This window comes from Streptomyces hygroscopicus (assembly GCF_026168105.1).
Lineage (GTDB): Bacteria > Actinomycetota > Actinomycetes > Streptomycetales > Streptomycetaceae > Streptomyces > Streptomyces hygroscopicus_D.
This window is the reverse complement of sequence record NZ_LBMW01000019.1, coordinates 87,126-105,433: the sequence shown is the minus strand read 5'-3', so window position 1 is coordinate 105,433 and position 18,308 is coordinate 87,126. Positions and strand designations below refer to the sequence as shown.

Genomic DNA, 18,308 nt, shown 5'->3' with positions numbered 1-18,308 from the left:
GCTCAGGACTCCTTCCTTTCGCTGCGACGCCTGTCGCTGCGACGCCCGTCACCGTGACGTGCGTCCTCGAGCTGGTCCTCGCCACGGGTGGCTTCCAGGCGCTCCAGACGGGCGCGCAACTCGGCGTTCTCCCGGGTCAGTTCCTGGCGCCGGGCGCGGGTGGACAGTGCCGGGTCGTCCTCCCACCAGTCGATGCCCATCTCCTTGGCCTTGTCGACTGAGGCGACGATCAGCCGCAGCTTGATGGTGAGGAGTTCGATGTCGAGCAGATTGATCCGGATGTCACCTGCGATCACTATGCCCTTGTCGAGCACCCGTTCAAGGATGTCGGCGAGGTTGGCGCCGCTGCTGGGTCCCCCGTAGGGGTCCGGAAGCCTGCGGGGTGTCGTCATCGCCGGCTCCCGGCACCCGCCCGCTCGTCCTCGTACTCGTCTTCCTCTTCGCCGTCTTCGACTTCTTCTTCGCCTTCTTCGTACTCGTCCTCCGGCTCCTCCTCTTCGCCGTATTCGCCCTCGGCCTCGTCCTCGGGCTCCTCCTCGCCGGCTTCCTCCTCCTCTTCCTCGTACTCGCCCTCGGGTTCCTCTTCTTCCTCCTCGGCCCCCTCCTCCTGCTCGCGCTCCTCCTCCTCGATCGCCTCCTCATGGGTGCGGACGACCTCGCCGTCGCGGATCTCGCCGCGCCAGCTGTCCTCCGCCTCGCCCTTGAGGGTGATGTAGCGGTCGAAGTTCTTGAAGTCGAGGCGGACCCGGCGGCCCTGGGCACGCCAGATGTTGGCGGTCTTCTCGAAGAAGCCGCTGGGGTAGTACTCCATGACCAGCAGAATCCGGGTGAGGTTGTCGTCAAGCCTGTGGAACGAGACGACGCCCTTGTGGGTGCCCTTGGCGGCCTCCGACGACCACTGGATCTTGTAGTCGGGGATCTGCTCGACGGTGGTGCCCTTCCAGCTGCGACTGGACCACCAGATCTTCCCCTGCCAGTCGGAGGTCGTGTCGTCGACGCGGCTTGCGCTCTTCACGCCCTTGGCGAAGGTGCTGAAGTCCTGGTACTGGGTCCACTGGTCATAGGCGGTGCGCACCGGCACGCCGACGTCGATGGACTCGATGATGACCACGGGCTTGTTGCCACCTTTGCCCTTGCGCTTGCTCTTGCCGCCCATGAGGCCCTTCACCGCCTCTCCGAGCTTCTCCTTCGCCTGACCTGCGCCCGTCTCCAGGATCGTGCGCAACGGGCCCTTGCCCTCGGCGAGCTTGCGTCCGCCCTCCAGAGCGAGCTTGGCGAAGCCGGGGCTGTTGCCCTCGGCGATGTCGTTGAGCTTGACCGTGGTCTCGCCGAGCTTGCGCCCCACGCCGACGAGCATCTTCTCGGCCTGGGCGGCGAGGTAACCCTGCAGTTCCTGCTTGAGGTGGTCAACGGCCTCGCTCTGGGCGACCTGGGAGAGTCCGCCCTTCGCCTTGCCGTTCGCGGAACCGACGGTGTCGGCCATCGTCACCGCCTCCCTTCACCGCTCGGCCCGCGACGCCCGGCGCCCTTCGCGGCGGTGGTCTTCTTCGCGGTGGTGGTCTTCTTCGCGGTGGTCTTCCTGGCCGGAGCCTTCTTGGCGGCCGCCTTCCCGGCGCCCTTCGGTCCCGGGGTCTGCTTGGCGGGCGCCTTCTTCGCGGGCCGCTTCTTGGGCGGAGCCTTCTTGGCGGCCCTCTGGGACGATGACGCCTCCTCTTCCTCGGGGGTCTCCGCCTCCTCGGCTTCGGCAGCCTCCTCATCGGCCCGGCCCTCTTCCTCCTGCTCCCCGAGGCCGGTCAGGTCCGAGGCCTGGGACGCGGCGCCGGAGAGCTGCCCGCGCACCTTCTCGGTGCGGCCGTGCAGCCGGTCGGCGATGCCCTCGATCTGGCGCTCGAGCAACGCGCCGGAGGCGGCCTTGCCTACACCGCGCAGATCCTGGCGCAGCTGGTCGCCGATCTCCTTGAACTGCGGGTTGTCCCGAAGCTGCTGGTTGACCAGGTCGGCGAGCGCGCGGGGGCTCAGTTGCATCCGCTTGCCCGCGACCAGCGAGCCCATCGCGAGCGCGAGCTTCATCTTCTTGGTACGCCCGAGGACGTATCCCGCCCCTATGGCGAGGCCCATTGCCGTGCGGTTCATCCTGTCGTCTCCTCGCCCGTTCCCGATGTATGGCCCAGACCGATCTCCAGCCGGTCGAGGAGTGCGTCCTCCTCGCGGTCGAATTCCTCCTCAGTGATCTCGCCCTCCTCGAGCCGGCGCTCGAGAAGGGCGAGTTCGGCCCGGACGGTCGCCGGGTCGTAGTACTGTCGCTCGGCCTCGGCGATCACCTGTCTGATCACCCACAGGCTGCCGCGCGCCGGTGCGAACGGCAGCAGCAGGGCCTCCGTGAGCAGTCCCATGGGTCACTCCTCGCCCGTGGCCGTCCCGGTCGCGCTTCCGGCGGGCTCGGCTGGGCCGGGCTCGACGAAGCTGTACGGCGGCAACGGCCCGTTGACCCGCAGTTCGAGATGCGGGTTGCTCTTGCGGACCTCTTCCACGGTCTCCAGGAACTCCCCCGCGGAGTCTCGGGGCACCAGGAAGGAGAGGTTGGCCAGCCAGCCGGCGGACTCGGGGCCCGGGCTGACGGCTTCCGCAGCGGATTCCAGGAGGCGCAGCACCTCCTCCGCGTCCACCGCCTCGCGGCTCTGCACCGCGGTGGCGACCATCTCGCCCAGCCGCAGCTTGTTCTCGTAACTGCCGCCGCCGGACTGGCGGTTGGATTCGGCCAGGGCGCGCAACTCCGTGTTCTCCGCCATCACCAGGTGCAGCACAGCCTCCTGGTCGTGGCTTGCCTTGACGTTGTACTCGACCCTGCCGTCCAGGGCCGCGAGCCGCTCCCGGTAGTGGTCGGCGCGCTCGGCGAGCACCTGGGTGACGGCGGTGTCGTCCGCGGCCACGCTGCCGAACCGCATGGGGAGTACGGCGCCGCCCGTGCCCGCCTCGCTGAGCACGTTCTGGTGGGCGAGCAGATCCCTGCGCTTGGGCCGCAGACCCTCGGGGGCTTCACTGACGATCGCCGCCAGCTCACCCTCCTTCAGGATCCTGACGGGACACGGCGGATCGCCGACGCCACCCATGTCCTTGGGGAGCGAGGGGTGCGAGCCTGCGGCGATGCCATAGACGTAGGTGCTCACTCCGACTCCTCCTCCTTCTTCCGGGCAGACGACGTCTTGCGCGGCCGCGGCCTGCCTTCGCCCTGGCCCTCTTCACGGGCCTGCTTGAAGGCACCCGAGATCGTCTCCGCGGCACCGGACAGGGCGCCCTTCGACTTGCCCCGCGCTCCGGACTCGGTGACCTCGCCGACGATCTCGGGAAGTCCGGGACTCTTGCGCGGCCCGGCTTCGAGGTCGAGCCGGTTGCAGGCCTCGGCGAAGCGCAGATATGTGTCGACGCTCGCGACGACGACTCGTACGTCGATCTTGAGAATCTCGATGCCGACGAGGGAGACCCGGACGAACGCGTCAATGACGAGCCCTCGGTCGAGAACGAGCTCCAGGACGTCGTAGAGGCTGCCGGAGCCGCCTCCCCCTCCGGTCTGTTGTGCCGGGACAACGGTCATACCGACCGCTCCTCCTTGTCTGTCTTGTCGTGTGTCCTTGTCCTGCCCATGGAGACGAGTGCGGGGCTGCGGTCTTCTACCGACCGCCGGGCCGATGTGCGTCGGACCTCCCGCGTTCGTAGCGTCGAACGCGCCGGTATCCGGCGAGCTCGCCCTCGGGGGTGAGCTGCACTTCGTAGCTCGCGAGCAGGCTCATGGTGTCGGGGACGCGCTCGAGCTCCAGGACCTCGATCTCCAGCTCCCAGCCGTCCTCGGTCCGTTCGAACGACGTCACGGACTCCGGGCTCATGCCGGTGAGCTCCGCGAACTGGCCGCGCGCCTGGCGCAGCACCTCCGTCAGGCTCGGCTGGCCCTTTGCCGCACCGTCCTCCGTCTTCTTGGGCGAATCCTCTGCATGCGATGCACGTGGTGTGTTTGCCATGGTGACCTCGTAGCCCGAGTGCCCAGCGTCCCCCGCACAAACCTGCGAGGCCCGTTTTCGCACACGCGGATACGGCTCGGGGCGGCGTCCACCTGCGCTTCGGCTCCGCGACGCACCATGCCGCTCACCCGGAGCGACGGACCAACTCCACCGTGTCGTCAGCGCAGCGCGCCGAGACGCCTGCGCGCCGGGCCCAGCGCGCGAGCCCTCAGTCCGGCCCAGGGGCGGGTGCGGGCCTGGGCCACCGCGTCGGCGATGGACCAGCGGCGGGCGTCCACGTCCGGGTCGTCCAGCTGCTCCCAGGTCAGGGGCATGGCGACCGGGGCGCCGGGCAGGGCCCGGACGGTGAACGGGGCGACCGCGGTCTGCGCGTACGCGTTGCGCTGCACATCGAGATAGAGCCGGTCGCCGCGGTCCTTCTTGCGGGCGGCCGTGGTGAGGCGGTCGGGGTGGGCGTCGGCGAGGGTGTCGGCGACGTCCCTGGCGAACTCCCGCACCGTGTCGAAGTCGTGGTGACCGCTGATCGGCACGACGACGTGCAGCCCTCGTGAACCCGTGGTCATCAGACCGGACGGCAGCTCGAGTTCGTCGAGCAGTTTCCCCAACAGCCGTGCAGCTTCACGCACGTGGCCGAAGTCGTCGCCCGCCGGGTCGAGGTCGAAGACGATCCGGTCCGGCTGTTCCGGCCGGCCGACCCTGGAGAGCCATCGGTGCAGGGTGACGCAGGCCTGGTCGGCGAGGTAGAGGAGGGTGGCCGTGTCGTCACAGACGGTGTGGCAGACGGTGCCGCCCTCCTTGGGCACCTCGATGCGGTGGATCCAGTCGGGGTAGTGATCGGGGGTGTTCTTCTGCATGAAACGGGGCCCCTCGATGCCGTCCGGGTGCCGCTCCAGCATCAGGGGCCGACCGCGCAGATGGGGCAGCATGAAGCGCGCGACGGCACGGTAGTACGCGACGAGGTCGGCCTTCGTGTACTCCTTGCCGTCGCCGTCACCCGGGAACAGCACCTTGTCCGGCCGGTGGATCTCCACCGTGCGGCGCCCGACGCGCCAGCTCAGCGTGCTGCCCATGTCGCTCCCTTCGGTCACGGTGCGACAGCGTGCTCCACCAGCAGCCGGGCCGCCGCGGCGATCGACTCGGCGTCGATACCGGCGGCGTGCAGTTGCTCGGCGGGCGTCGCCGAGCCCGGCATCGTACGGACGGCCAGGCGCACCAGGCGGGGTACGGGACGCCCGTCCACGAAGGCGTCCAGGACCGCGTCGCCGAGGCCGCCCTCCTCGCGGTGGTCCTCGACGGTGACGATGCAGCCGGTGCGCTCGGCGGCCTCGCGCAGGGTGGCGCGGTCGACCGGCTTGACCGAGTACAGGTCGATGACCCGGACCCGTGTGCCCTGCTCGGCGAGGGCGTCGGCGGCTTTCAGCGCCTCGTGGACGGTGATCCCTGCGGCGACCAGGGTGAGCCGGTCCGCCGAGGAGGCGCGCAGCACCTTGCTGCCCCCGACGGGGAACTCCTCGGTGGGGCCGTAGATGACCGGCGTCTTGCCGCGCGTGGTGCGCAGATAGCGGATGCCCTCGAGGCCCGCCATCGCGGCGACGAGCTTGGCGGTCTGGTTGGCGTCGCACGGGTACAGGACCGTCGACTCGTACACCGCCCGGAACATGGCGAGGTCCTCGAGACCCATCTGCGAGGGCCCGTCCTCGCCGATGGCGCAGCCCGCGTGCGAGCCGACGAGGTTGATGTCGGCGCCGCTGATCGAGGCCATGCGGATGAAATCGTGGGCGCGGGTGAGGAACGCGGCGAACGTCGCCGCGTACGGGACCCAGCCGCGTATCGACATGCCGACGGCGGTGGCGACCATCAGCTGTTCGGCGATGTAGCACTCGAAGTAGCGCTCGGGGTGTTCCTTGGCGAAGATCTCGGCGCGCGTGGAGTCGCCCACCTCGCCGTCGACCGTGACCACGTCGCCGCGGGCGTTGCCGAGCGCGGCCAGCGCATGGCCGAAGGCGTCGCGGGTGGGGACCTGGTCACCGATGTCGTATCGCGGCAGCTCCAGATGGCCGCCGTGCACGGCGTGCAGCGTACGGGCGGGGGGCGGTGCCTGAACCTCCACGCGCAGGTCCCGTACGCCGCCGAGTTCCGCGATCGCCTCCTCGGTGTCCGGCAGGGGCTTGCCGTGCAGGCCCTCGCGGTCCTGGACGCCGGGGACGCCCTTGCCCTTGAGGGTGCGGGCCAGGATCACGGTGGGCTGGCCGGTGGTGGACTCGGCCTCGGCACAGGCGCGGTCGATGGCCTCCACGTCGTGCCCGTCGACCTCGATGGTGTGCCAGTCGAAGGCCTTGAAGCGGCGTGCGTAGGCGTCGAGGTCATGGCCGTGGCGGGTGGGGCCGCGCTGGCCGAGCCGGTTGACGTCGACGATCGCGATCAGGTTGTCGAGGTGCTCGGTGCCGGCGTGCTCGGCGGCCTCCCACACGGAGCCCTCGGCCAGCTCGCTGTCGCCGCACAGCACCCATACGCGGTAGCCGGTGTGGTCGAGCCGCTTGCCGGCCAAGGCGACGCCGACGCCGATGGGCAGCCCCTGGCCCAGCGAGCCGGTGGCCGTCTCGACCCAGGGCAGCCGGCGCGGTGTGGGGTGCCCCTCGAGACGGCTGCCCAGCTTGCGGAAGGTGAGCAGCTCGGTGTCGTTGATCGCGCCCGCGGCCTTGTAGGCGGAGTAGAGCAGGGGTGAGGCGTGCCCCTTGGAGAGGATGAACCGGTCGTTGGCGGGGTGGGCGGGGCGTTCGAAGTCGTAGCGGAAGTGATGGGCCAGCAGGACTGCCATCAGGTCCGCCGCGGACATCGAGGACGTGGGGTGTCCGGATCCGGCTGCGGCGGCGGCGCGGACGCTGTCGACGCGCAGTTGCTGTGCCAGTTCATGCAGTTGACGCGTGTTCATGTGTTCTCCTCCGTACCGGACGTGCGAGGGGCTCCGGATACGCGGGCCAGTTCGGGCGAGGCCGTGTCCAGCGGCACGTTCCAGGAGCGGACGAGTCCCAACTGGACTGCCTGGCGGGGCAGTACGGCGTCCAGGAGCCAGTCCGCGGCGACCCGGACGCGGTTGCCGGGCATCGCGGCGAGGTGGTACCCGCGGGCGACGGCTCCGGCGAGCGGGCCGGACAACGGGATGCCGAGCGGGTTGGCGGCGGCCTGCGCGCCGCCCAGGTCCACGACGAATCCCAGGTCGTGATGGCGGTAGGCGCGCCGGGAGCCGACGCCGAGGGAGGCGGCGACGTTGCGGGCGCAGACCTTGCCGTGCCGCCAGGCGTGCTGAGCGGTCATCGGGGTGTACTGGCCCGGCTTGTCCAGGTCGGGTACGGCGGCCGCGTCCCCGCAGGCGAAGACCTCGGGGTGTCCCGGTACCTGGAGGTAGGGGTCGACGAGCAGCCGCCCGCGTTCCAGGGGCCGGCCGAGGTCCTCGACCAGCGGGTCGGGCCGGACGCCGACGCACCACACGAGGGTGCGCGTGTCGACGAACTCCCCGTCGGTCAGCAGGACTCCGTCGTGTGTCGCCTCCTTCACGGAGGTCCCCATCCGCACGTCGACGCCGCGCCGCCGCAGTACGCGGTCGGCGGTGCGGGAGAGCCGCTCGCCCATCTCCGGCATCACGCGCGGCGCGATGTCCAACAGCAGCCAGCGCGGCCGTACGCCCTTCCACAGGGGGTGTTCGCGCACCAGGTCGTCCGTGAACCGCTGGCCCTGCGCGGCGACTTCGGTCCCGGTGTAGCCGGCGCCGACCACCACGAAGGTGCAGCGGGCGGAGCAGCCCTTGGCGTCCTCCGCCGCGGCGGCCAGCTCGATCTGGCGGGTCACGTGGTCGCGCAGGTACAGCGCTTCGGGCAGTCCCCGGAAACCGTGCGCGTGCTCGGAGACGCCGGGGATGGGCAGCAGCTTGTTGACGCTGCCGACGGCGAGTACGAGCCTGTCGTAGGAGAGTGTGCCGCCATGGCCCTCCGGGTCGGTGTAGTGCACGGTGCGCGCGTCGAGGTCGATGCCGTCGGCCTCGCCGAGCACCAGGCGCACGTGGCGCAGGGTCCCGGGGAGGGAGACGGCGACCCGGCGCGGCTCCAGGATGCCCGTGGCGACCTGGGGCAGCAGGGGCAGATACAAGAAGTAGTCGGTCGGGTTCAGCAGGGTGATGTCGGCCCGGTGCCGGGTCAGCCGGGAGAGGGTGCGGGCGGTTCGGTAGCCGGCGAATCCGGCACCGACGATCAGAATGCGGGGTCGACTCACGATTCGCCTCCGGCGTGCTCGGGCGTACGTCGTCTGCCTGGCGGGCGCACGGATGCCCACCCGTTGGAGACCTTCCGCGTCCCCCTGGTCGGAGCGCCCAAACGCCACTGCCCCGGCGTTTCGCCCTTTCCGCGGCGGTTGCCCGGCCGAAAACCGACGTGGTTGTCCCTGCCCTGGAGGTTCCGGGGGTTCCTGCATGACACGGCCGGCTCGACTCCGTGCGACACCCGCGGCGATCAGGCGCGGCGGCGCAGACCGGCCGTCACCGCGGCGCCCAGGCCGCCCGCCAGCAGGCCCATGCCGATCCTGCTCCGGTTCCGCGACAGCCAGTCCTCGGCGCTCCCCGGCAGGGATTCCCCGTCGAAACGGCCGTGTGCGCCGTAGTCGTGACCGTGCGGGCCGTCCGCGGGAGACCAGAGGTTCCCGATCCCGCTCTGCTCGCCCTGCTCCCGCTGAGCGTCGTACCCCGTGCGGGCGAGGTAGCGGTCCAGCAGCCCCGGAACCACCGCGTTGGCGATCAGCGTGGCCGCCGTCGAGCCCCCCACCCAGTACTCCCGGCGCCGCCCGTGCCCGGCCGCGTGCACGATCGCACGCGCGGCCACCTCCGGCTGGTAGACGGGCGCCACCGGCCGTGCCCGACCCGGCATCCGGCTCGACACCCAGTCGAACTGCGGTGTGTTGAGGGCAGGCAGCTGCACCATCGTCGTACGCACCCGGGACCCCTCGTGCAGCAACTCGCACCGCAGCGACTCGTTGAAGCCCTGGATGGCGTGCTTGGCACCGCAGTAGGCCGACTGCAGGGGAATACCCCGATACGCCAGTGCGGAGCCGACCTGCACAATCGTCCCGTGGTTCGCGGGCAGCATGTGCCGCAGCGCTGCCCGGGTGCCGAACACATAGCCCAGATACGTCACTTCGGTGACCCGGCGGAACTCGTCCGGCTGGATCTCCATGAACGGCGCGAAGACCCCGGCGAACGCGTTGTTGACCCAGACGTCGATCCGTCCGAACGCGTCGGCGACCTGCTGCGCCGCGTCGTCGACCGCTCTGGCGTCGGCGACGTCCACAGGCACGACCAGCGCCTCGCCCCCGGCTCGCCGTACTTCGTCCGCGGCCGCGGCCAGGCCCTCACGACCCCGCGCGAGCAGGGCGACCCGGTCGCCACGGGCGCCGAAGGCCAGGGCGGTGGCCCGCCCCACGCCTCCGCTTGCCCCGGTCACCACGACCGTCCTGCGCCGCCTCGGCAGAGCTGCCGACATGGCCCTTGCCATCGCTCACCGGCCCCGGTGGTGCGACGCTCCGGGCTCCCCGGCTCCGGGCGCCGCCGCGTCGGGGACACCCGGCGTCGGAGCACTCGTCCCCGGAGCCCCGGGCGCGTGGGGGGGCACGGGCGGGTACGGCATTCCGAGGCCGGTCGGCGGCGTGGCGGGCGCCCTGCCCCCGATGACCCGGCCTCCGGCGCCGTGCGGAGCGGCTTCGTGGCCGCCCCCGGAACGGGCGGCGCCGCGCAGCAGATACGCGGCCACGCCCAGCACCGCCGCCGTGATCAGCGCGCCGGCCCAGCCGGGCAGGACGAGCGCCAGCGCCAGGCCGAGGGCGAGCGCCAGCGCGGCGCCCGCGTACAGGCCCACGGCGCCGGACGCGGCGTACAGCGCGGCCGTGCGGCGCTGCTTGCGCGTCTGCTCGCGCAGTTCGTCGCGGACGGCCTCACGGGCCACCTGCGCCAGTTCGTCTACCAGGTCCTTGTCCAGATGTTCCAGATGATCCAAGCGGTTCATGCCCGCCGGGTACCCGGGCCCGGGCGCCCGTAACGCCGTGTGTGCGCGGGGGATCGATGCGAAACGATCTCCTCCCCACCCCGGCCCCAACTAGGCTCGTGCGCATGGAGATTCTGGGAGCCTCGCTGCGTATCTGCGTCGACGATCTGGAGACCTCGGTCCCCTTCTACGAACGCCTCGCGGGCGGCAGAGCTCTCCGGTTCGAGCGCGGCGGTGTCCAGGTGGCGGCGGTCGGCTGCTTCCTGCTGATGAGCGGGCCCGAGTCCCAGCTCGAGGTCCTGCGGAAGGTGGCGGCGACGATCGCCGTCAAGGACGTGGACGAGGCCCACCGGGTGCTGACCGACCTCGGCGCCCGCATCATCGCGGGGCCGGTGGCGACGCCGGTGGGCCGGAACCTGATCGCGGCACATCCGGACGGGGCGGTGTACGAGTACGTGGACCGCGGGCCGGCGGCGTAGGCGGTCCCAGGCCGCCGACCGGCGGCTCACCCGGCCCGGCCGGCGTCCTCGGGCCGCATCCGGAAGTCGTGGCACGCCGGGAGGGGCTCGTCGGTGATCCGGGCCCACAGCTCGCCGATCGTCTCCTCGCCCTCCCGCAGGTCCGCCACCTCGAGCCCGCTGTCGAACACGGCCCGGGCACCCGCGCGGTCGCCCTCGGCGAGCAGCAGCCGGGCCTCCATCAGCCGGAAGCGGCCACGTTCACGGGTCGCGGGGTGCAGCCGCCGCCACACGGCGCGCGCGTCCGCGGCGCGGCCCACCGAAAGCAGAGCCTCGATCGCCTCGCGGCCGAGCGCCGCCGTGGCGGCCGTCCAGCTCTCCCCGTCGTCGCGCCGCTCCTGGCACAGGTCGTCGAAGGCCTCGGCATACCGGTGGGCGGCTCGTTCGTGATGAGCCGCCTCCTGGTCGGCGACGGCGAGACAGCGCAGCAGCGGCCACAGCGACGGCGCAAGGGGCAGGGCGCGCTCCCAACTGCGCACTGCTTGAGCCCTGTCGCCCGAGTGCCACTGGGCAACGCCGAGGTGATACTCCGTCAGGGGCCGGGCGGGCGCGGTTTCCAGCATGTCCCTCCAGTGCCGCGCCACCAGCGTCTCACCCGGCGGCCCGACCCGCCTCGGCTCGGGGAACGACCCGGACTGCAGCAGTTCCCGCCAGGGCGCCTGAGCGTCTCCGAGCGTCGACTCCTCGAAGGGCGTGCCGGGCAATTTTGTGCCGGTGCGCAGCACTTCGAGCGCGCCCCAGCCGGAGCCCACGGCGAGCGGCTCGCCGGGTTCGGCGTCGGCGTACGGTTTCCACGCCTCGTACGCGGACGCGACCTCGGCACGCGGCAGGACCGCTTCGAGCCGGGCCTCTGTTCGGCGCACGACGGCCGCCCACTCCCCTTCCCGCCCGGCGCTCAGCGGACCGTACGCCTCCAGCCAGGACACCTCGCTCCCGGCGTCCAGCCGCATGTGTTCCAGCTGGGTGCGGGCGAGTCCGGCCTGTATCTCGCAGTAGCCGCCGGTCCCCGGTTCGGTGAGCCACTCCTGCCAGCGGCGCCCGCCGGTGCCGGTGCCCCATACGAACAGCTTGCGCCCGCGCAGCGCGTCGGTCGACGTCTGCACCAGCCCGTGGCCGTCCTCACCTAGCGCGGCGATCCAGCGACGCCTTCCGTCGGGCACCTCGTAGAAGTAGTCGGCGGGGTGGGTGCTGTTCAGGGGGTAGGTGCGGTCGACACCGTCGTACGACGGCACGGGCACCCGGTGCAGTCGGCGTTCGTAGCCGAAGTGCCAGGCCTCTTCGGCCGGGGCCAGGACCCTGCACTCCTCCGGTACGGCGATGTTGGACCACCAGTACACCGGCGCGGGCCCCTCGTGCGGGTTGCGGACGCGGACACCCACGTAGAGGAAGTCGGAGTCCTCGGGCAGCCACAGGTCGACCTGGAAGGGCAGGTCGCGCAGGCGCTCCCACTCCCACAGGCGCAGCATCCGGCCGCCGTCGGGCGCGGTGACGGTGGCCGCGTGCACGGGTGAGCAGGAGAGGGTGGTGTGGCCGGTGGCGCCGATGTTCCATTCGATGCCGCCGGAGAACCAGGCGCCGTTGAGCGCGAAACAGGCGGGCTGGAACACCAGGTTGCGGTAGAGGAGTTCACGCCCGGTCGGCTTGTGGAAGAGGGACGCGATCCGCCCGCCGAGGCCGGGGAGCACGGTGACGCGCACCCGGTTGTTCTCGATCACGAGGGTGTCGATGCGCCGCGGTTCCCGCGTTCTGCCGTAGCCGTCCCGGACGCGCACGGGCAGCAGGCTGTGCAGGGGCGCGTAGCCGATCTGCCGGGCCATGTCGGGCGGCAGTTCCTCCCTGTCCCGGTCCTCGATGCGGTGCACCTCGTCCAGCGGCCGCAACGGGGGCAGCGGATTGTCCGCTCCCAACTCCGCGGCGGGCAACGTCACTGCGTCACGTCGGATCGTCGTCACCACCACATGGAACCCCGGCCGCCGATCAACTGACCAGGGGCCCGGCCGGTCAGGATTCCGCAAAGGCCGAACGATCCCCTGAGCTTCGTAAAGGCTCCGAAACGGCCGGGAAATATCGCGGCGGGACTCTTCCGTGGAAGTCCTCCCGGGTCGTCCGGGAGGTGACTTCCGCATGCCAGGAGGAAGAGTCGTGACGGAGACGGTCGACAACCAGGCACCCACGTCCCCGCCGGCGGCGGCGGACACGAACGCCGCGCAGGACGGCGAGACGGGCCGCACCTACAACGGCTGGACGCAGAACGACACCCTGGAGGACTACTCGCTGCGGTACGCCCCGAAGTCCTTCCGCCGCTGGACCCCGTACGTGGTCGCCACCACGGCCCTCGGCGGTATCGCATATCTCGCGGACTTCGCCATCGGCGGCTCGATCGCCATCTCCCACGGCTTCTCCAGCGCCATGGTGGCGATCCTGGCCGCTGCGGTGGTCATCTTCCTCACCGGCATCCCGGTCTCTTACTACTCGGCGAAGTACTCCATCGACATGGACCTGCTGACGAGGGGCGCCGGCTTCGGCTATCTGGGCTCGACCCTGACGTCGGTCATCTACGCCAGCTTCACCTTCATCTTCTTCGCCCTGGAAGGCTCGATCATGGCGCAGGCCCTGGAATTGGGCCTGCACATCCCGCTGGCCGTGGGTTACCTCGTCTGCTCGCTGATCATTCTGCCGCTGGTGGTCTACGGCATGACCGCGCTGTCGAAGATGCAGGTGTGGACGCAGCCGATCTGGCTGGTCCTCATGGTCGCGCCGTTCGTGTCCATCGCGATCCAGCAGCCGGGGAAGTTCTCTGAGTTCACCCACTTCGCCGGTGACTCCCCGACCGGTTCCGGCATCGGCCTCCTGGGCGTCGGCGCGGGCGCGGGCGTGGCGCTGTCGCTGATCGCGCAGATCGGCGAGCAGGTCGACTACCTCCGTTTCATGCCCGACAAGACGCCGGAGAACGCGAGGAAGTGGTGGGGCGCGGTGCTCTCCGCCGGCCCGGGGTGGGTGGTGCTCGGCGCGGCGAAGCAGATCGGCGGGGCGTTCCTGGCCTTCTACATCGCCGGCAGCGTGGGCCTGGCCAAGGCGAACGAGCCCATCCAGCAGTACGTGCACGGTTTCCGGACCTTTGCGGCGCCGGTCGCCCTCGGCCTGGCGACGTTCTTCGTGATCCTTTCCCAGATCAAGATCAACTCAACGAACGCGTACTCGGGCTCGCTGTCCTGGTCGAACTTCTTCTCCCGGCTCACCCACCGGCACCCCGGGCGCGTGGTCTACATCTTCCTCAACGTGGGCATCGCGCTCGCGCTGATGGAAGGCGGCGTGTTCGGTTTCCTCAACACGGTGCTGGGGTTCTACTCGAACGTCGCCATCGCGTGGATCGGGGCGGTCGTGGCCGACCTGGTGATCAACAAGCCCCTGAAGCTCAGCCCGTCGTACATCGAGTTCAAACGGGCCCACCTGTACCACTTCAACCCGGTCGGCTTCGGCTCGATGCTGATCGCCTCGGCGGTCTCCATCGCCGCGTACTTCGACGTGTTCGGGGCCCTGGGCAAGGCGTACTCACCCTTCATCGCACTGTTGCTGGCGATGGTGCTCTCCCCGCTGTTCGCGGTGGTGACCCGGGGCAGGTACTACATCGCCCGCCGCGACGGCCTCGAGGAGCCGCTGCTCGACGCGCAGGGGCTGCCGTCGGCGGCGACGCTCACCTGCTCGGTGTGCGCGGACACCTTCGAGCGGCCCGACATGGCGGGCTGCCCGTTCCACTCCGGGGCGATCTGCTCACTGTGCTGCAGTCTGGAGAAGGACTGCCATGACTCCTGCAAAAGCGGCGCGGGTGCCGGCCCGGTCGGCGTCGCCATGCCGACCGTGCGATCCGCGGGCTGAGGCCGGGCCGGAGAGGTGCGGGACCACGTCGGCGCCTAGGCGGTTCACTTCCGGACCATCTCGGCGGTGATGGCCCAGCGCTCGTGGTCCCGCCAGGCCCCGTCGACGTAGATCATGTCCGGTGAGAAGCCCTCCAGCCGGAAGCCGCAGCGCCGGGCGAGAGCGATGGAGGCGGCGTTGCCGGGCTGCACATTGATCTCCAGCCGGTGCAGTCCCATGGGCCCGAACGCGTACCGCACCACGAGGTCGAGGCCCTGCGCCATCAGACCGCGCCCGGCGGCGTGCGCGAAGGCGCCGTACCCGAGGGCGCCGCACAGAAAGCCGCCCTCGACGATGTTGTTGATGTTGATGAAGCCGACGATGCCTCCGCCGTCCTTCTCGCACACCAGGAAGCCCGCCTTCGTCGGGTCCTCGATGAGCCGGCCGGCGTAGGCGGCGTACGCCTCGGCGGTGAGCGGCGGGGACAGCCAGGGTTGGTGCAGGTCCCTGCTCTCCCGTGCCCGGGCGGTGAACTCCGCGCCGTCCTCCCGCGTGAAGTGACGTATGCCCACGCGGGGCCCCTCGGCGAGATATCCACTGGTCTCCGGCACGGCGTCAGCGTACGCGAGCGGGGGTCAGCCGCGCCCACTGACGACGAGAGGCCCGCACGGCGGCCCTCCGGGACGTCAGCCACGGCCGCCGTCCCTGGCTCGTCCCGCCACTCGTCCCGGTCCTCCGGGAGGTCTTCGGGCTCATAGGACCAGGATGAACGGCGAACGGCCGCGCCGCCCGGCCGGTGAGGGCCGGACGGGTGACGGGCTCAGCGTGGCTGCCGGGGGCGCGTGGTGGGGGCGCACACGTCGTCGGGTTCTTGCGCGCAAGGCCGGGGCGGTCGGACCGGGCACAGGCGCGCACGGGGGGAGACAGTGGCCGTGGGCCTCGAGGTGGTGGAGGACCGTGGACGGAGCGAGGGCCACGTCGGCCACGTGTCCAGGCTCCGGGCGGCTACACCAGCGCCGGCACCTGAAGCGTCAACGTCCCCGCCTGCGCGTCCAGTTCCGCCGGCACCCCGAACGGAATCGTCAACGCACCCTCGCCGTGCCCGAATCCGAACTCCTCCACCACCGGCACCCCGAGGCCGCCGAGCCGGTCGACGAGAACCTCGCGCAGCAGCTCGTACGGGCCGCATCCCTCCCATGAGCCGAGCGCGATCCCGGTGACCCCGTCGAGCCATCCGGAGCGCAGGAGCTGGGTGAGGATCCGGTCGATCCGGTACGCCTCCTCGCCCACGTCCTCGATCAGCAGCAGCCCTCCCCGGGCCCCGGGCCTGGCGTGGGGCGTGCCGAGTTCCGAGGTGAGCAGGCTCAGGCAGCCGCCCAGGGTGACACCGCGGGCGCGGCCGGGCACGAGCGCGGCTCCGCCTGACGTGATGGTCCGAACCGACTCCGGTTCGAACAGCGTCGCCCGCAGATGCTCCTGCGTCCGCGTGTTCTTGAGGAAGTCGACGGCCGCCACCATCGGCCCGTGCAGCGTGGCCAGGCCCAGCCGGACCGCGAACGCCTCGTGCAGCGCGGTGATGTCGCTGAAGCCGACCAGCACCTTGGGTCCGGCGGCCCGCAGCGCGTCCCAGTCGAGCAGGTCCACCATGCGTTGCGCCCCGTATCCGCCCCGGGCGCACAGCACGGCGGACACCTCCGGGTCGCACCACGCGGCCTGGAAGTCGGCGGCCCGGCCGGCGTCACCGCCCGCGAGGTAGGGGAAGTCGGGGTGGCGGTCGAGGACGTGCGGGGCCACGACGGGCTCCAGGTCCCAGGCACGCAGGATGTCGAGCCCGGCCGCGAGCCGCTCCTCGGGCACGGGCCCGCTGGTCGCGACAACGGCCACCCGGGCACCGGGGGCGAGTCTGGGCGGCCGTACGAGGGGTGTCACTTGGTGAGCTCCAGGGTGGGTGTGCCGGGCGGGTTCAGCCCGAAGACCTGCGCGTACAGGGACAGCTCGGCCTCCAGGACGCGCACCATGGTCTCAGCCCGCCTGAAGCCGTGCCCCTCCCCCTCGAAGGCGATGTAGGCGTGCGCGATCCGCCGCCCCGCCAGCCGGGCCAGGAACCGCTCGCACTGCGCGGGCGGACAGACGGCGTCGTCGAGCCCCTGCAACAGGAGGAAGGGCACGGTGATCCGGTCGGCGTGCTCCAGGGGCGACCGCTCGGCGTACCGGCCGGGCACCTCGGCGTACGGCCCGACCAGGGTGTCCGTGTACCGGGACTCGAAGTCGTGGGTCTCCCCCGCGCCCCAGCTCGCCGGGTCCAGGACCGGGTAGAGGATCGTGCCGCAGGCGTACACGTCGGTCGCCGTCAGGGAGACGGCCGTCGTCCAGCCGCCCGCGCTGCCTCCGCGCACGGCGAGCCGGTCACGGTCCGCGGTGCCCTCGTCGGCGAGGGCGAGCGCGACGGCCGCGCAGTCCTCGACGTCGACGACGCCCCACTGCTCGCGCAGCCGGTTGCGGTACTCCCGTCCGTACCCCGTGGAGCCGCCGTAGTCGACGGCGGCGACGCCGATGCCGCGCGAGGTGAAGTACGCGATCTCCAGGTCGAGGACGAGCGGGCAGCGGTCCGTGGGGCCGCCGTGCGCCCACACCACGTACGGGGGCAGCTCGTGGTGGGGCCCGACGTGGACCGGGTGGTGCGGCGGGTAGATGTGGGCGTGGATCTCGCGTCCGCCCGGGCCGGTGAAGGTGCGGATGCGCGGTTCCGGGTAGTACGCGGGGTCCACCGGGTCGTCGTGGGCGGCGCCGATCACCCGGGCGCGGCCGGTCCGGGAGTCCAGTTCGACGACCTCGTACATGCTGCGCGGGCCGGCGCCGACGGCGATGATGCGGGTGCCGTGCACGGCGAGCGTGGCGGCGAACTCGGTCCAGGGGCCGGCCGAGTCGACCACGTCGCCGCTGTCCGGTTCGAGGACGCCGAGCCGGCTTGCGCCCCTGCCGTGCACAACGGCGATCAGACCGTTCTCGAGGGGGGCGAACCAGCGCAGCCCGACCTTCCAAAGCGGTCCGCCGAACTCCTCCTCGCGGGGGCACAGGGGCACGCCGTCGCGGTAGAGGTTCCACCATCCCGTACGGTCGCTGGAGTACAGCAGGGAGCCGTCGAACGCCCACTCGGCCTGGGCGATCGACTCGTCGGGGCCGCCCGCGACCGTGCGCGGCTCCCGGAGCGTTCCGGCACCGGTCACCTCGGCGACGATCAGCTCGGTGCCGTCCCACGGCATGAGCGGATGATCCCAGGCGAGCCAGAGCGCGTGCCGTCCGTCGGGCGAGAGGCGGGGCCCGGTGACGAACCGGTGCCGCTCGTCGGCGAGTTCGCGCACCGCGCTCCGGTCCCGTGCGGCCGAACCGTCCAGCGGTACGGCGACGGCCACCCGGCGGACGTCCGTAGGACCGTCGCCGGTGAACTCCTCCAGAACACACCACACTTCGCCGCGCTCCGGATGCAGCTGCGGATCGACCCAGCGCAGTCCGCCGCCCACCGGTGACAGAGGGGTGAGCGGACACGGCCCGGCGCCCGGGTCCACGGGCTCGTACGCGTACAGCCGCTGGTCCGCGAAGTGCACGAACACCACCAGCGGCCCCTCGGGGCGCATCACCGCGGCCCAGGGCCGGCCGCCGTACTCCATGACACGGCTGCGCACGTTCCAGGGAGGGGGCAGCACCGGCTCCCGCGTACCGTCGGCCGTGCGCCGGACGAGCGCCCGGCGGCCTCCCTCGGCGGGGCGCGGCTCGGTCCACCACGCCTCGTCGCCGACGAAGCCCACCGATTCCGGCTGCCCGTCGTGCGCGGCGGCGAGTGCCGCGTCGAGGGGTGAGGGCCACGCTCCGTACTCCAGGGTCCGCACCATCCCGCCTTC

18 protein-coding genes are annotated in these 18,308 nt (G+C 71.4%); 2 read left to right on the top strand and 16 right to left on the bottom strand.

Annotated features, from left to right (window positions below; all coding sequences use genetic code 11):
* Window positions 1–2: 2 nt before the first annotated feature.
* The 12 genes from AAW14_RS19830 to AAW14_RS19775 all read right to left on the bottom strand — a co-directional run bounded on the left by AAW14_RS19830 (window position 3) and on the right by AAW14_RS19775 (window position 10,057).
* The gene (locus AAW14_RS19830; protein WP_265565225.1) at window positions 3–392 is read right to left on the bottom strand and encodes a gas vesicle protein; all 390 of its coding nucleotides are present in this window, start codon (window positions 390–392) and stop codon (window positions 3–5) included.
* Window positions 389–1,483, bottom strand: coding sequence for an SRPBCC family protein (locus AAW14_RS19825; protein WP_265565224.1), 1,095 nt, complete (start codon window positions 1,481–1,483; stop codon window positions 389–391). Before AAW14_RS19825 ends, AAW14_RS19830 begins: the two co-directional genes overlap by 4 nt.
* Before the next feature lie 2 nt (window positions 1,484–1,485).
* Entirely contained in the window at window positions 1,486–2,133 is a 648-nt protein-coding gene (locus tag AAW14_RS19820) for a DNA primase (RefSeq protein ID WP_265565223.1), read from the bottom strand.
* On the bottom strand, window positions 2,130–2,393 hold the full coding sequence (locus tag AAW14_RS19815; RefSeq protein ID WP_265565222.1) for a gas vesicle protein GvpG: 264 nt from the start codon (window positions 2,391–2,393) through the stop codon (window positions 2,130–2,132). The genes AAW14_RS19820 and AAW14_RS19815 overlap by 4 nt, the downstream gene beginning before the upstream one ends.
* A 3-nt stretch (window positions 2,394–2,396) precedes the next feature.
* Window positions 2,397–3,167 carry a GvpL/GvpF family gas vesicle protein gene (locus AAW14_RS19810; protein WP_265565221.1) on the bottom strand — a complete coding sequence of 257 codons (771 nt, stop codon included), beginning with the start codon at window positions 3,165–3,167 and terminating at the stop codon, window positions 2,397–2,399.
* Window positions 3,164–3,592: a gas vesicle structural protein GvpA gene (locus AAW14_RS19805; protein WP_265565220.1), complete on the bottom strand. Its 429-nt coding sequence runs from the start codon at window positions 3,590–3,592 to the stop codon at window positions 3,164–3,166. Before AAW14_RS19805 ends, AAW14_RS19810 begins: the two co-directional genes overlap by 4 nt.
* 76 nt (window positions 3,593–3,668) lie before the next feature.
* Window positions 3,669–4,013 carry a gas vesicle protein GvpO gene (gene gvpO / locus AAW14_RS19800; protein WP_265565219.1) on the bottom strand — a complete coding sequence of 115 codons (345 nt, stop codon included), beginning with the start codon at window positions 4,011–4,013 and terminating at the stop codon, window positions 3,669–3,671.
* Window positions 4,014–4,171: 158 nt separating this feature from the next.
* Window positions 4,172–5,083 carry a non-homologous end-joining DNA ligase gene (gene ligD, locus AAW14_RS19795; RefSeq protein WP_265565274.1) on the bottom strand — a complete coding sequence of 304 codons (912 nt, stop codon included), beginning with the start codon at window positions 5,081–5,083 and terminating at the stop codon, window positions 4,172–4,174.
* A 14-nt stretch (window positions 5,084–5,097) separates the two neighbouring features.
* On the bottom strand, window positions 5,098–6,945 hold the full coding sequence (locus AAW14_RS19790; RefSeq protein WP_265565218.1) for a transketolase: 1,848 nt from the start codon (window positions 6,943–6,945) through the stop codon (window positions 5,098–5,100).
* Complete coding sequence (locus AAW14_RS19785; RefSeq protein ID WP_265565217.1) at window positions 6,942–8,279, bottom strand: NAD(P)/FAD-dependent oxidoreductase; 1,338 nt, start codon at window positions 8,277–8,279, stop codon at window positions 6,942–6,944. The genes AAW14_RS19790 and AAW14_RS19785 overlap by 4 nt, the downstream gene beginning before the upstream one ends.
* A gap of 236 nt (window positions 8,280–8,515) precedes the next feature.
* Window positions 8,516–9,538 carry an SDR family oxidoreductase gene (locus AAW14_RS19780; RefSeq protein WP_265565216.1) on the bottom strand — a complete coding sequence of 341 codons (1,023 nt, stop codon included), beginning with the start codon at window positions 9,536–9,538 and terminating at the stop codon, window positions 8,516–8,518.
* Window positions 9,539–9,553: 15 nt separating this feature from the next.
* On the bottom strand, window positions 9,554–10,057 hold the full coding sequence (locus tag AAW14_RS19775; protein ID WP_265565215.1) for a phage holin family protein: 504 nt from the start codon (window positions 10,055–10,057) through the stop codon (window positions 9,554–9,556).
* 104 nt (window positions 10,058–10,161) lie between these two features.
* Between AAW14_RS19775 and AAW14_RS19770 the strand changes: the two genes are divergently transcribed.
* Window positions 10,162–10,515 (top strand): VOC family protein, encoded by a 354-nt coding sequence (locus tag AAW14_RS19770; RefSeq protein WP_265565214.1) that lies wholly within the window; start codon window positions 10,162–10,164, stop codon window positions 10,513–10,515.
* A 26-nt stretch (window positions 10,516–10,541) separates the two neighbouring features.
* Here AAW14_RS19770 and AAW14_RS19765 read toward each other — a convergent pair whose 3' ends face one another.
* On the bottom strand, window positions 10,542–12,512 hold the full coding sequence (locus tag AAW14_RS19765) for a DUF5107 domain-containing protein (RefSeq protein WP_265565213.1): 1,971 nt from the start codon (window positions 12,510–12,512) through the stop codon (window positions 10,542–10,544).
* A gap of 166 nt (window positions 12,513–12,678) precedes the next feature.
* Here AAW14_RS19765 and AAW14_RS19760 point away from each other — a divergent pair, with 166 nt between their 5' ends.
* Complete coding sequence (locus AAW14_RS19760) at window positions 12,679–14,430, top strand: purine-cytosine permease family protein (protein WP_416223339.1); 1,752 nt, start codon at window positions 12,679–12,681, stop codon at window positions 14,428–14,430.
* Between the two features lie 44 nt (window positions 14,431–14,474).
* On the opposite strand, the gene AAW14_RS19755 is transcribed toward AAW14_RS19760, so the two are convergent.
* From AAW14_RS19755 to AAW14_RS19745, 3 genes are all read right to left on the bottom strand, one after another.
* Window positions 14,475–15,020: a GNAT family N-acetyltransferase gene (locus AAW14_RS19755; RefSeq protein ID WP_265565211.1), complete on the bottom strand. Its 546-nt coding sequence runs from the start codon at window positions 15,018–15,020 to the stop codon at window positions 14,475–14,477.
* A 394-nt stretch (window positions 15,021–15,414) separates the two neighbouring features.
* Window positions 15,415–16,338, bottom strand: a complete 924-nt coding sequence (locus tag AAW14_RS19750) for a S66 peptidase family protein (protein WP_265565210.1) — start codon at window positions 16,336–16,338, stop codon at window positions 15,415–15,417.
* Complete coding sequence (locus AAW14_RS19745) at window positions 16,335–18,299, bottom strand: S9 family peptidase (RefSeq protein ID WP_265565209.1); 1,965 nt, start codon at window positions 18,297–18,299, stop codon at window positions 16,335–16,337. Before AAW14_RS19745 ends, AAW14_RS19750 begins: the two co-directional genes overlap by 4 nt.
* Window positions 18,300–18,308 lie beyond the last annotated feature (9 nt).